Annotated in this window: 7 protein-coding genes; 4 read left to right on the top strand and 3 right to left on the bottom strand. The window is 39.8% G+C overall.

All coding sequences use genetic code 11. The features are described 5' to 3' along the window. Positions 1 to 3: 3 nt before the first annotated feature. A complete protein-coding gene (locus tag CLV99_RS13965) occupies positions 4 to 1815 on the bottom strand; it encodes an ABC transporter ATP-binding protein (RefSeq protein WP_211348543.1) in 1812 nt (603 codons plus the stop codon). 110 nt (positions 1816 to 1925) lie between these two features. Then, positions 1926 to 2822, bottom strand: coding sequence for a S1 family peptidase (locus CLV99_RS13960; RefSeq protein ID WP_162850113.1), 897 nt, complete (start codon positions 2820 to 2822; stop codon positions 1926 to 1928). Positions 2823 to 3078: 256 nt separating this feature from the next. Between CLV99_RS13960 and CLV99_RS13955 the strand changes: the two genes are divergently transcribed. Genes CLV99_RS13955 through CLV99_RS13940 form a run of 4 tightly spaced genes read left to right on the top strand, consistent with a single transcriptional unit; the run spans position 3079 to position 11857 of the window. Continuing rightward, on the top strand, positions 3079 to 6984 hold the full coding sequence (locus CLV99_RS13955; protein ID WP_133585136.1) for a response regulator: 3906 nt from the start codon (positions 3079 to 3081) through the stop codon (positions 6982 to 6984). Positions 6985 to 6992: 8 nt separating this feature from the next. After that, complete coding sequence (locus tag CLV99_RS13950; protein ID WP_133585135.1) at positions 6993 to 7355, top strand: response regulator transcription factor; 363 nt, start codon at positions 6993 to 6995, stop codon at positions 7353 to 7355. A gap of 12 nt (positions 7356 to 7367) precedes the next feature. Further along, positions 7368 to 8435 (top strand): HEAT repeat domain-containing protein, encoded by a 1068-nt coding sequence (locus tag CLV99_RS13945; protein WP_133585134.1) that lies wholly within the window; start codon positions 7368 to 7370, stop codon positions 8433 to 8435. Further along, entirely contained in the window at positions 8429 to 11857 is a 3429-nt protein-coding gene (locus CLV99_RS13940; RefSeq protein WP_133585133.1) for a sulfatase-like hydrolase/transferase, read from the top strand. Before CLV99_RS13945 ends, CLV99_RS13940 begins: the two co-directional genes overlap by 7 nt. Here CLV99_RS13940 and CLV99_RS13935 read toward each other — a convergent pair. Continuing rightward, positions 11854 to 13116, bottom strand: a complete 1263-nt coding sequence (locus CLV99_RS13935; protein ID WP_133585132.1) for a YaiO family outer membrane beta-barrel protein — start codon at positions 13114 to 13116, stop codon at positions 11854 to 11856. The genes CLV99_RS13940 and CLV99_RS13935 overlap by 4 nt on opposite strands. Positions 13117 to 13165: the final 49 nt, after the last annotated feature.

Below are 13165 nucleotides of genomic sequence, written 5' to 3'. Positions count from 1 at the left end.
TTTCTACTTATCATCCTTATAGGTCTGTACCAGTTTGTCAAGATTGAGGCTACGGGCGGAGGCGTCAAATATTTCGCGATAGGTGCCTTTGATTTCCATTAAGGAATCGTGTGTGCCCGATTCGACAACTTTTCCTTTTTTCAGTACGTAAATGTAATCTGCATCCAATATCTGGGATAAGGAATGGGATATAATAACAACTGTCCGGTCTTTCTGGATAGCATCTAGCGAGTTTTTGATCTGTTCGGTAGCGATGGCATCGAGACTGGCGGTCGGCTCGTCTAAGAAGATGATGGGTGGATTTTTTAGGAATAAGCGAGCTATGGCTATCCGCTGTTGTTGCCCTCCTGATAGCAAGGTCGCGTCATGAGAATAGCCCTCGGCTAGTTCCATAATCTGGTCATGTAGATATGCTTTGCGGGCAGCTTCCTGGACCTCTTCGAAACTGGCTTCTATTTTTCCATAACGGATGTTGTCTTCGATACTCCCCTTGAAGATATGGTTCCGTTGCAATACTATTCCTATTTTTTCTCGTAAAGCGCTATTATCATAATCGTTGATGTCAATGCCATCCAGAAGGATATTGCCTCCTTGGGGAAGATAAAACTTACAGAGTAGGTTGATAATGGTGGACTTGCCTGCTCCACTCAGACCGACGAGTGCTGTGGTTTTGCCGCTCTCAATGCGCATATTGATCTGTTGTAATGTCTGTACGCTATTGGGGTAGCTAAAATCTACATTTTGAAGTTCAAAGGTACCGTCTGTAGTGGACGGAGCACTACTACCATTAGGCTCAATCTCTGAATCGGCATCTAGGATGTCAAAATACCCTTCGGCATAGATCATGGCATCGTTCATGTCGTCGTAGATACGATGTAACTGTCGGATAGGGGCAGATACATTGTTAAATAGCATAATGTGTAGCATGATGGCCCCAATGGTCATCTGCTGATCCAATACGAGGAAGACCGTTAGTAGAATTATGGCAACTACGCCAAATTGCTCGATAAAGGTCTTGAGTCCATCATAGAGGAAGTTGACTTTTCGGGTGTGCAATTGGCTTTCCATAAGTTTCATCTGTAGGTCGTATTGTTTTTTACCTTCAAATTTTTCACGTACAAAACTTTTGATGACGAGGATGGAGTTGACCAGGTTGAGGAGACCTGAGGTTTTCTGTTCGCGCTGATTGCGGAGTGTACGACGCACGCCACTGAGCTTTTTTGCCTGTAGTGAGCTGACATAAAAATAAATGGGAACGACGATTGTTGATACCAGACCTACGTAGACGTTTTGGATGTACATTACGACCAAGGCTAGAATAGCACTGGAAAAAAGAGGTAATATATCAATAAAGAAATTTTGGACTAATCGTGTAAGGCTCTCTATGCCGCGATCGATACGAGTCTGTAGTTTGCCGGATTCATGGTTGCTATCGGTGTAAAAGGCTACCCGATAGGTTAATATTTTATCGATTACGGTCTGTGCTAATTCCGAACTTACGTTGATACGTATTTTTTCGCCATAATATTTCTGACCGAAATTAATGAATATATTGATAATCTCTTTGGCGAGAAGAACGACCGATATTAGAGCTAAGACGTGGATACCGGTTTCCATTGGGTTTGGAAGTTGTATCAGTGCGGAGACTTCGTCTACGGTGTATTTTAAGACGATGGGGTTGACCTGTGCCATCAGGGCTCCTACCAAGGTCAAGAGTAGTGTCCATACAATCATGCGACGATTGGGACGGACAAAGGGTTTTAATTGTCGAAATATGCCCAGTAAGCTAAGGGTTCTATTGAAAGGATTCTTCATTGTTTATATACTCTTAAACAACCGGCTTACGGTATTGTTTTTTGAATAACAATAAGGGCCACCATATGGGTAGCCCTTATCATCATTGATCTTAAACCCGTGTAGAAATACTAGTTTAGGATAAGTTCTTTAAGCAATACTACCGGTTTAGTGTTTTTAACGACCATCTGTAGATTCTTTTGTTCTCTCATGTCATAATAGATCGAACGCGTAGAAGATACGGTGCTGATTAAGTTGCCGTATTGGTCCACGATTGGTGCACCGCTGGATCCCGCTGCATAATCGGCTGTAATATCAGTTTGTGGAAGTCTTTCAGATTTTGAAGCCGACTCGATGTAATTGCGCGCTACTTTGCCTGTGCTGAAGTAATTGATCATCGGTGCAGGGTTACTCATTACAAATACATTTTCTCCTACTTTTGCTGTATTCCCCAACGGCAGAGGTGTTAATTTTTTACCTTTTGTATCTACGCGAACGATTGCTAAATCTGCATCTTTAAAACAGGAAACGATCTCTTCAACTAGATAGACATCACCATTGCTGGTTTGTATGGACATAGCTAGGTTTTTTCCGTTTTTGCTGTCAATATATCCTTCGATGACGTGATGGTTGGTCGCAATCAGTCCGTCTTCGCTGATGATATACCCTGATGCGGTATTGAGGTGCGTACGATGGCAATTACCACAATCGTACGCACTAGCGAAAGAAACGAAAGAAGGTTGGATTAAAGCTGCGATTTCTGCCGCATCTAATACTTTTTTACGTGGCTGAACCAATGGCATTTTAACTTTTTTGCCTTCTACTGCTAATAGCTCTTTTGCCGCTTGTTCGGTGGTGATATATTTACTGCTTTTGAGTAATTCTTCTGTTTTTAACTCAAAATTGTTCGTGATTTCTTGTTGGTCACTGAAACCTTCCCATTTCTTGGACGTCTGCGCATTGACTTCTACCGTGCCCAATAACAACCCTACTGCAAGAAGGCTTAATGCTAACTTTGTTTTTTTCATGATACTCATTTAAAATAATTCGTGTGATTTACATTTTGGTTATATCACATGGACAAAGTTAGTGCTTTGGAATTATCAGCGTATCGCGTAACAACAATTTTAGAAAGGAGGAGCTAAATGTTCTGAAAAAACTTAGATGTGGCAGAAATGTGTAGATAAATATCAACCGATTTTTGAAAATCTGTAAAGTTATTTTTGATTGTTTTTATTAACTTCACTGTGTAAATAAACTACATCTACACTAATTATTTTTTGTATGAAAAACAACCCCGTTCCTCTGGAAGAATTGGAACGTATCCATCGATTACAGTCGTATGGGCTTTTAGGACTCGGTAAGGAACCTGAACTTGATGTGTTTGCACAGGCAGCATGTCATATTTCAGATTGTCCTTCTGCCCTTATTGCTATGATGGAAGAAGATACCCAGCTTATTCAAAGTTGTGTAGGTTTGGAACTTGACACTGTAGAACGTCGTAATACAGTCTGCCAATATACGATTATGAGTCGGGAACCATTAGTTATAGAAGATACTTTTGAAGATCCACGAACTTCTCATAAGCCCTTGATCAAGGAGGGAAATATACGCTTTTATGCCGGAGTACCTTTATTGGACGATGAAGGCTATGCACTAGGGACAATATGTGTGATAGATTTCATTCCAAAAACACTGTCTGAAAAGCAAATATCGTCTTTAGAGCAATTGGGGCAAGCGGTATCCAAGATTCTTTTAAGTAAAAAGCGAAAAGTACAGGCTGGTTATTTTGAAGAAATATTTCAGGTGACCAATAATATAATATGTGTGCTGGATGATGATTATCGTATCAAAGAGGTCAACCCGACATTTATGCAGGCCTTGGAGGTTTCTATCGATGAGTGTATAGGGCAACCTTTCTATAAGGTGTTGCGTAACGACAAAGAGTTGCTTTATTCCGAAGTGATGCGCACGATGGAGGCTGAAGACGGACAACGGTTAACGACAAAGACGCGAATAGCGGGTGACAGCGAGATTGTCATAGAATGGTATTTTAAATCTGATGATGTCAATGGAGGGGTCTTGGCATTCGGCCGAAATGTAACTAGAGAGATTGAGGAAAAGGTTAAACTGGAAAGTTCAGAGCGTCGTTTTCGTAATTTCTTCGAAAATGCTATCGGATTGGTGAGTATGCACGATATGCAAGGGAATATCCTCGCTGTGAATGAGAAGGGACGGGCTGTGTTGAAGTATAAAGAGGATGAGGTGCGAGGACTGAATCTTAGACAGTTGGTGCCTGTGAATTTAGTAGGCCGATTAGAAGAGTATTTGTCGCGCATCAATGCGAATAAGGAAGATTCGGGGATGATGGTGCTGGAAACCAAGCTTGGTGAGAAGATTTATTGGTTGTATCATAATGTCGTGGAGATAGATAGTGAGGGGCAACATTATGTCATGAGTACGGCGTTGAATATGAACGAACGTATACAGCTCGAACGGGACCTACTGCGTACAAAGCAAATCTTGGAACAAACGAATATGGTAGCGCAGGTGGGGGGGTGGGAAGTGGACTTTGAAGAAAAGAAAGTCTACTGGTCAGATTCTACCAAGTTGATACATGGGGTGGAAAAGAGCTTTGTGCCAGATCTCAATAGTACTCTTGATTTTTATGAAGAGGAGAGCCGTGATTTGTTGAAGAGGGCCTTTGAGGACGCAACAGGTGAAGGTAAGCCTTATGATATGGAACTCAGGTTGCGGAAGAATAATGGGGAGTTGATCTGGGTAAGGGTCAAAGGTATACCTGAATATGAAGATAATATCTGTAAACGGATATTTGGTATAATTCAGGATATCGACCATAGTAAGACCCTTTATTTGGAGCTGGAAAGAAAAGAGGCAATGTTACAGACTTTTGTAAATTATGTTCCTGCCTCTGTTGCGATGTTTGATCGGGACCTTAACTATGTCTCTGTGAGTAACCGTTGGTTAGAAGATTTTCATCGTAGAAGTAATAATCCTCTGCAAGAGAATTTATTTGATTTATTCTCCGATATCCCCGAAAAGCGACGAAGAATTTACGAGGATGCTTTACAGGGAAAAGCTTATAAGAATGCGAATGAAATAATTGAAGCTATAGGTATAGCTGAACCGCTGCATTATAACTGGGAGGTCCGCCCCTGGTATCTGGCGGACGGCACCATTGGAGGCATTACTGTTTTCATTCAAAATATAAGTGAATCTGTCAAAGTGAATGAAGAGTTGGTAAAAGCAAAAGAATTGGCTGATTTAGCCAGTAAGGCCAAGTCCGAATTTTTAGCGAATATGAGCCATGAAATACGAACACCACTGAATGGAGTAATTGGGTTTTCAGATCTTTTACTAAAGACCCCATTAAATGAGATTCAGCAACAATACCTCAACTATATTAATGAATCAGGAAATAGCTTGTTAAATATTATAAATGATATTCTCGATTTTTCTAAAATTGAGTCTGGTAAGTTAGAACTTTTTATTGACCGATTCAATGTTTACGAACTCACAAGTCAGGTGATCAACGTAGTGCTTTATCAAGCCCAACGTAAAGATATAGAGCTGCTCTTAAATATTGAGCAAGGATTACCAGATTATATTTGGGTGGATGAAGCGCGTATTAAACAGGTGATGATTAATTTATTGGGAAATGCGGTTAAATTTACTGACCATGGAGAAATCGAACTTAAAATTGAAAAATTAGCACTTGATGAATGTAATCTCACATTGCGGTTTTCTGTCCGTGATACAGGAATCGGAATTCCTATAGAAAAGCAACAACGAATTTTTGACGCTTTTACACAGGAAGATAGCTCTGTGAGCAAAAGATATGGAGGTACAGGACTTGGTCTTACGATTTCAAACAATTTGTTAAAGTATATGGGCAGTAAGCTCTGTCTAGATAGTGAGCTCGGTAAAGGGTCTATTTTCTATTTTGATATCGACGTCCGTTATGAATATGCAGGTGATGATGAAGAGGAAAACCTGCCCATTGATCGGATACTTATCGTAGATGATAATGCGAACAATCGAAATATCCTGCAACATATGCTCGCGTATAAAAAAATCGACTCAGAGACAGCCGAAAATGGAATGGAAGCGTTACAGTTGCTAATGCGAGGCGAACGTTTTGATATTATTCTCATGGATTATCATATGCCTATTCTATCCGGGGTAGAAACCATCGATAAGATCAAGGAATTGTTTCTTAAGCGAGGAGAGACAGTGCCGTTAGTAGTTTTACATACATCGTCGGAAGAGCATGAGGTAATCTCTTCTTTCCGACAGGAAGACCGTTCATTTTGTCTATTGAAACCAATCAAATCCAATGAGCTTTATGATATGTTGCGACGTGCTATGCGACAGAATAAAGTGGATAGTGTACAGACTTTGAGGGCGACATCTAATACCTCCGGAGCTACTTATGAGGAATCGGTGCATGTGTTGTTGGCGGATGATAACCCTGTAAATATGGCGTTGAATTTAAGGATAATGGCTTCTTTGATGCCTAATGCCTCTTTAGTAGAAGTGGCTAATGGTAAAGAGGCCGTGTCTGCATCGTTGACACAACAGTTTGACTTGATATTGATGGATGTACAGATGCCTGAAGTGGATGGCATAGAGGCTACTAAGCAGATTCGACAATTGCCGGGATATGCTGATGTGCCTATTATTGGTGTGACCGCTGGGAGTGTAATGGGGGAAAAAGAAAAGTGTTTAGAAGCGGGAATGACAGATTTTGTGGCTAAACCGATACGACAAAAGGATCTCCTGTTGGCCTTGAATAGAGTGATAAAAGTGGAGAAAGAAAACGTTGAGGATCCAGTCGTTTTGATAGAACACCTGGATGTACGCGTACTGAGAGAACAAGTTGGTGAGGATGAAGAATTCATGAACTTTTTTCTGGATTTAGTTGTCAAAGAAATAGGACAAGCTAGAATAAATTTAGAAGATGCGTGTCGTGAAGGTGACGTACAAGTTATAGGTGGGCTGTTACATAAGCTTAGGGGGACAGCCGCTACTGCCGGATTATTCAAGCTAGATACGATTGCGTCAACGGCAGAAAGGAATCTATCTGCCACGATAGACTGGAGTCCGGTTATAGCAGAAATCAAAAAGGAAATTGAAGTAGGAATATATCTGATAAACACGCTTAAATAAAAGATAATATGTTGATTTTAATAGCAGAAGATGATGAGTTGATATTACGTACTGTCGAACATAAGTTACTTAAAGAAGGGCATGAAGTTTTGTTGACACGTAATGGTAAAGAAGCGATTGATACTATAAAGGAAAAAAATGTTGACTTAGTAATAACAGATATAATGATGCCATTTGCATCGGGAATCGAAATTTTGTCGGCGATGCGCGCATTTGGAAAAAAAGTGCCTGTTATTGTGCTATCTAGTATGGGACAAGAGGAAGTGGTTGTAGATGCTTTCGATCTAGGAGCTGCGGACTTTATGGTGAAGCCATTTAGTCCAAATGAATTGATGTTGAGGATTAAACGGTTGACAAATTCGTTATCTTAAAAAACAAAAGTTATGTTGAATTTAGTTACTCTTCATGAACTGGTCTTGGGAATTATAGTTGTGTTGATTTTTGTATTGATATTGATTATTTCTGTGTTGATTTTTAGTTTCTTTAGATACAGATCTCTTCAACATAGACAGTCTTGGGCAACGATAATTCGACAAATTATAACAGATGCGATTGTAGAGGGAACTGAGCCGCTACCACAGGATACTTCTTTTTCTCTTTATCTTAAAATACCCTCGTTTCGAAGGTATTTCTTGTCTACGTTGGTGTCTGCAGAGCGCAAGTTTACTGGGAAGGCCCGAGAAGAGGTGGGACGACTTTTTAAAGTTTTTAATCTGGAAGAAGAGGCATGGGAAAAGATGCGTTCTAAGCGTGATTATCTAATTGCTGGAGGAATTCAAGAATTGACGGCAATGAGAGTCGAGCGGGCATTGCCGCAGATATCTGATTTTTTGAAACATCCTCAGAGGCAAGTCTATCAAGAGGCACAGTATGCTATTGTAAGATTTAAGGGATTTGAAGGCCTTTTTTTCTTAGATGAATTGCAGCATCCGCTATCGGATTGGCAACAGTTGCGTTTGTTGAGGTCTATTGAAGAAGTGCCTGATACGCATTTTGAGCGTATTAATGTATGGTTAGGTAGCGATAATGAATCTGTTGTGGTATTTACGTTGCGACTCATTGGGCAATTCCAACTATTAAGTTATTATCCAGAGGTGTTAACACTATTGGATCATGATGTGGTTATGGTGCGCAAGCATGCTGTCCGCACCCTTCAAAATCTCGAAAATAAAGATACCATCAATCAGTTGCTTGCAGGTTTTGCTAATCAATGTAATCAGGTGCAGTTGGAAATATTGAAGGCATTAAAGGCTTCAAAGAGCAAACAGACAGAATTGTTTCTTCAAGAACAATTATGGAGGCATCCGGATATTGGAATCAAAATCAGTGCAGCTGAAGTGCTCATGGCCCTAGGAGGGCAATCCTACTTGCAAGGGATTGTATCCTCCCCGGAGACTTCTTCTCAGCTTACACAAATTGTTAACCACGCTCTTCAAGAAAAGAAATGTTAGAATTTGCACATATCCTTTATCAGATTATAATATGGTTATTCATTTTATATTCTATAGCTGTTTTTTTGATATATGGTTGGATAGGATTGTATGCCTATGGAGCTGTTTTAAGATATAAGCACGAAAATACATTTACAGATTATAACCTAATCGCAACGAACCCGAATGCGCCACGTTTTAGTATAATTGCGCCTGCATTTAATGAGGGAAAAACGATTGTAGAGAATGTACGTTCCCTCTTGTCTATTTACTATCACAATCTAGAAATAATCATCGTTAACGATGGAAGTCGGGATGACTCGATCGATCAACTGATTGTAGCTTATGATTTAGAGCGGGTGTCATTTTTTATTCAAGGGATGATACCTACGAAAGAAGTGCGCGGAATCTACAGAAGTAAAAATCCAGCATTTAAAAAATTGCTCGTGGTAGATAAGGTGAATGGAGGAAAGGCAGATGCATTAAATGTTGGTGTTAATATTTCTTCTGGAGAGTATATTGTTTGCATTGATGTAGACTGTGTTTTGGAACAAGATGCTGTTTTAAAACTAGCTAAGCCATTTTTGGAGCAAACCAACAAGCGTGTAATAGCATGTGGTGGCGTGATCCGGCTAGCAAACAATTGTCAGATTGAAAATGGGAAAGTAGTTCAGGTTAATCTGCCCAAGTCTTGGTTGGGACGTACGCAGGCATTAGAGTATATTCGGGCCTTCGTTTTGGGGCGGATGGCTTGGTCAAGAGCCTCAGGATTAATCTTGATTTCGGGAGCATTTGGTGCTTTTGACAAAGAGATTGTGTTGGCCTGTGGTGGCTATGATAGCAAGACTGTTGGTGAAGATATGGAATTGGTCGTTCGTATGCGTCGCTATATGGAGGAGCATAGGTTGCTTTATGAGGTTGTGAATATTCCTGACCCATTATGTTGGACAGAGGTGCCAGAGACCAAAGAAGTTTTGAGAAAACAACGTAACCGCTGGATGCGCGGCACAATGGAGACACTGTGGAAGCATCGCAAGTTACTATTCAATCCACGATATGGACGTTTGGGGATGGTGAGTATGCCCTATTGGTTTCTCTTTGAGTTTCTGGGCCCTTTAGTAGAATTTACAGGTTATTTTATCTTTTTGGTTTTTTTGATACTGGGTATTGTTAACTGGCCATTTTTCTTTGCGCTGTTTGCTTTGGTTGTGTCTTCCGGGATTTTGTACTCTATCTATGCCGTGCTGATTGATTTAGTCGGACATCAGGTTTATACTAAAAGTAAGGACTTGTCTAAACTTATCGCTACTGCTATACTGGAGCCTTTCTATTTTCATCCGATTGTTGTTAAGGCAGGTGTTCGAGGTGCTGTGGATTATTTCCGGAATAAACATGGTTGGGGGGAGATGACCCGTCAGGGGTTTCAACAAGGAATGGAAGGGAAATCTTGGGGGCAACAGGTCCGACTTCAATTACACGATGCATTAAGGAATTATGTGCCTATGGCAATGGTTTTCCTGCTTTTTTATGTGTTAGCTGTTGGTGTAGAACGCTGGTGGTACGGTTACAATTTTGTGCAATTGGCTAGTTTTCCAATTGGATGGAATCTTTTTATAGACAATTTGTATTTGGGATTTCAATTTGTAGCAGGAGGGGGGCTGATTTATCTGCTTTTGAGTTTTCTCAGTCGTTCTTTTGCCCGAGGTTTTGCGATAGTATACTTCTCTTTTATTGTATTAATGCAATTTGTGCTGTTTCTGTACTTTTCAGAATCTCGTAATTTATTGGGGGCCGACATGTACTATTACAGTGCAATTGAGATGAAGCAGATTTTAGATGCCAGTGGTATGTTAAGTTGGACAAATATTGGCTTATTGATTTCCTTGATTCTGTTGATCGCTATACCATTGTGGGGTTCCAGTAAATGGCGGACTAAGAACCTGTATGTCGGATTAATATTGTTGATATTGGGTGTGGTAACATGTTTTGTGCCCTTAAAACTTTTGTTAGGGAAATCACCTTCCTCAGAGGAATTCGTTGAGAATGCGGAGAGAAGCAAGTTGCGTTATTTTTTGTATTCAAATGTGTCAAATTACCTAGAGGGGCATCCTGAAATAGCTTCTGTTCTAGGGCAGGAATCTACAGATTTAGTAGGAAGGGATGGGGATCTTCCTTTTTTGAGGGGAGAGGATACGAAGGATATATTAGGTCCTTATTTTAACCAAGCTCCCACTGCTCCCAACTTGGTTATAATTATAGTGGAGGGATTGGGGCATGCTTATAGCTCACCCTCGGGTTACATTGGTTGCTTTACGCCTTTCATTGATTCGCTATCGCAGCAATCTTTATATTGGCCTAATAATCTAAGTACTTCGGGGAGGACTTTTTCTGTATTGCCTAGTCTGATGGGGTCTCTACCTTTTGCTATCCATGGCTTCTTGGAGCAAGAGGTATTACCTAATCATTTTAACTTGTTTAATGTCTTAAAGAAAAATGGCTTTCATACAGGATTTTATTACGGAGGTAACTCAGATTTTGATTTTATGAAAAAGTTCATGGCCTATAGCCAGGTGGATACCTTGGTAGACCAATGGGCTTTTGCATCACCATATAGAAAACTACCTGGTAATGGAGGAGAAAGTTGGGGGTATGAGGATCAAGCTGTATTTACGAAGAATTTGGAGACACAAAAGGTGACATCTCAACCTTATTTGAATGTATTATTAACACTTTCTACCCATAATCCCTTTATGATTAATAATGCAGCACATTATGAACTGATGTTTGATCGAAGAGTAGTTCAAGCTGATCTTTCTTTGGATAATAAGAAATGGGCGAGGGAGAATAAGAAGCAATTAGTATCGGTCTTGAATTTAGATGATGCACTTCGAGCATTTTTTGAAGCATATAAAAAGCGTCCTGATTTTAAAAATACATTATTCTTAATTACAGGGGATCATGCTATGCCCGAAGTCCCTTTACAAAGTAAAATAGATCGTTATCACGTGCCGTTGTTGATTTATTCTCCTTTATTGAAATCTGCACATACATTTAAAAATACAGTGAGCCATTTTGATGTGACTCCCTCGCTGTTGGCTTACTATAGGAATAATTATCAATTGCACACGCCTGAGCAGGTCACCTGGATTGGAAGGGGATTATCCGAAGGGCCGTCTAATCGTAGTGTAGGGATGGCGATGATGCAGAGTAAAAATCAGTTGATTGATTTTGTTTATGGTAATTATCATCTTTCAGATGGACATTTGTATAAACTTGATGCTAAACTTGGAGAAGAACCTTTGTCTGATGCTGCAATACAAGAGGTGGTAACACATCGGTTCGACGCATTCAAGCGTGCTAATAGGATCTTTTATACGCGAAAGGAAGTTATTCCTGATAGTGTTTACGCTGGATATTTTGAAAAGGCTATATCAAAACATTAAAATGTTTTGATATAGCCTACTGTAAAGTCATATTGGTTGCCTTTTTCTTTTGCTCTGAACTCTTGGTTATAATATGTGGAGGATACAGAGAATAAGTTTGTTCGGTTGATGGAAAAGTTATATTCAGCACCCACCTTAAAGGTCTTTAATTTGTAAATATTATTGTCTAGGAGATTACTACGGTTCTCTTCGGGACTTAGACCGGTACCCACAATAAAACCTAGATAATCATTAGCTCCTTTGGTATAATAGCGTATTGTGCCAGCGTAAGACTGTGAAATGTTTTTGTTGTTGGGAGTGAGATAAGTTTTTAGATTGAACCAAAAATTCTGATAATATTTACCTACAGAAGCGGTATACATCCATATATTGTCGCTGAAATAAAGTTGCCGATATCCTATTTCTCCTTCAAAACTGTGTGGTAGATTGGCGTATAGCGATACTCCTGTCCTGTATTTAGGGAAAATGCCCACATTGTCTGAATAGCCGGCTCCTACGTAGAGGTAAAACATTTTGGATAGTCTTGGATAGGCTTCTAATTCAAATTGTACTCCATTGTCTGCAAATTTGTTGGCATAGTTGGTTCGGAAAATCATAGAGCCAATAGGAGTTACCCGTTTGTAGCTCAATCCGATAATGTGCCAGTTGTCGTCAAATTGTTTGTCAAAATGGGCAAAGTTGTATGTTAAACCGATCGCATTTTTAGCCGAGTATTCCTGTATATTCTTGGACAATACCCGGGCTTCAGTGTGTTTGGGATTGAGCTCTAACAATCGATTTATGGTCTGCTCGGCTAGAGTGTAATTATTATCACTGTAGTTGACTTTACTTTTTAATAAAAGTAAATTTTCAGATTCGGGATGATAGTTTAATCCTCTATCTAATAATGAATTGGCTTTTGTTGAGTTGTCATTCCAATATTCTAGAGAGGCATACGCAACAAAAAAGTCTTCGTCTTCGACTTTTTCTTGATCCAACTTTTCGAAGACTAAGCGTGCAGAGTCAATTTTATCCGACCAGGTATATAATCGGCCTAAGAATATATGGATTTCTGTGTAGCCTGGAGATTTTTCTAAAGCTTGATTGCTGAGCATGATCGCTCGAGGGTAGTCTTTCTGTTCAAAAGCTTCATGACGGGCGCGGAGAAAGAGTTCATCTGAACTAAGATTATGCTCCTGCCCCTGAATGTTAAAAGGGAGAATGAATAGAAGAAACAGGAAAAAGCTCCATGTTTTCTGGTTAGAAAAGCGTGTTGACATAGGGTGATGTTAGTTCCTTGTAAAATGTAACATAAAGATAATAAAAATA

The sequence above is a fragment of the Sphingobacterium yanglingense genome, assembly GCF_004363245.1.
GTDB classification, from domain to species: Bacteria; Bacteroidota; Bacteroidia; order Sphingobacteriales; family Sphingobacteriaceae; genus Sphingobacterium; species Sphingobacterium yanglingense.
The sequence above is the reverse complement of the archived record's forward strand: the minus strand, read 5'-3'. Positions and strand labels throughout refer to the sequence as shown.

Coding starts and splice junctions, on each gene's coding strand:
- CLV99_RS13965 (WP_211348543.1), bottom strand. CDS start 1,815: ATGAAGAATCCTTTCAATAGAACCCTTAGCTTACTGGGCATATTTCGA.
- CLV99_RS13960 (WP_162850113.1), bottom strand. CDS start 2,822: ATGAAAAAAACAAAGTTAGCATTAAGCCTTCTTGCAGTAGGGTTGTTA.
- CLV99_RS13955 (WP_133585136.1), top strand. CDS start 3,079: ATGAAAAACAACCCCGTTCCTCTGGAAGAATTGGAACGTATCCATCGA.
- CLV99_RS13950 (WP_133585135.1), top strand. CDS start 6,993: ATGTTGATTTTAATAGCAGAAGATGATGAGTTGATATTACGTACTGTC.
- CLV99_RS13945 (WP_133585134.1), top strand. CDS start 7,368: ATGTTGAATTTAGTTACTCTTCATGAACTGGTCTTGGGAATTATAGTT.
- CLV99_RS13940 (WP_133585133.1), top strand. CDS start 8,429: ATGTTAGAATTTGCACATATCCTTTATCAGATTATAATATGGTTATTC.
- CLV99_RS13935 (WP_133585132.1), bottom strand. CDS start 13,116: ATGTCAACACGCTTTTCTAACCAGAAAACATGGAGCTTTTTCCTGTTT.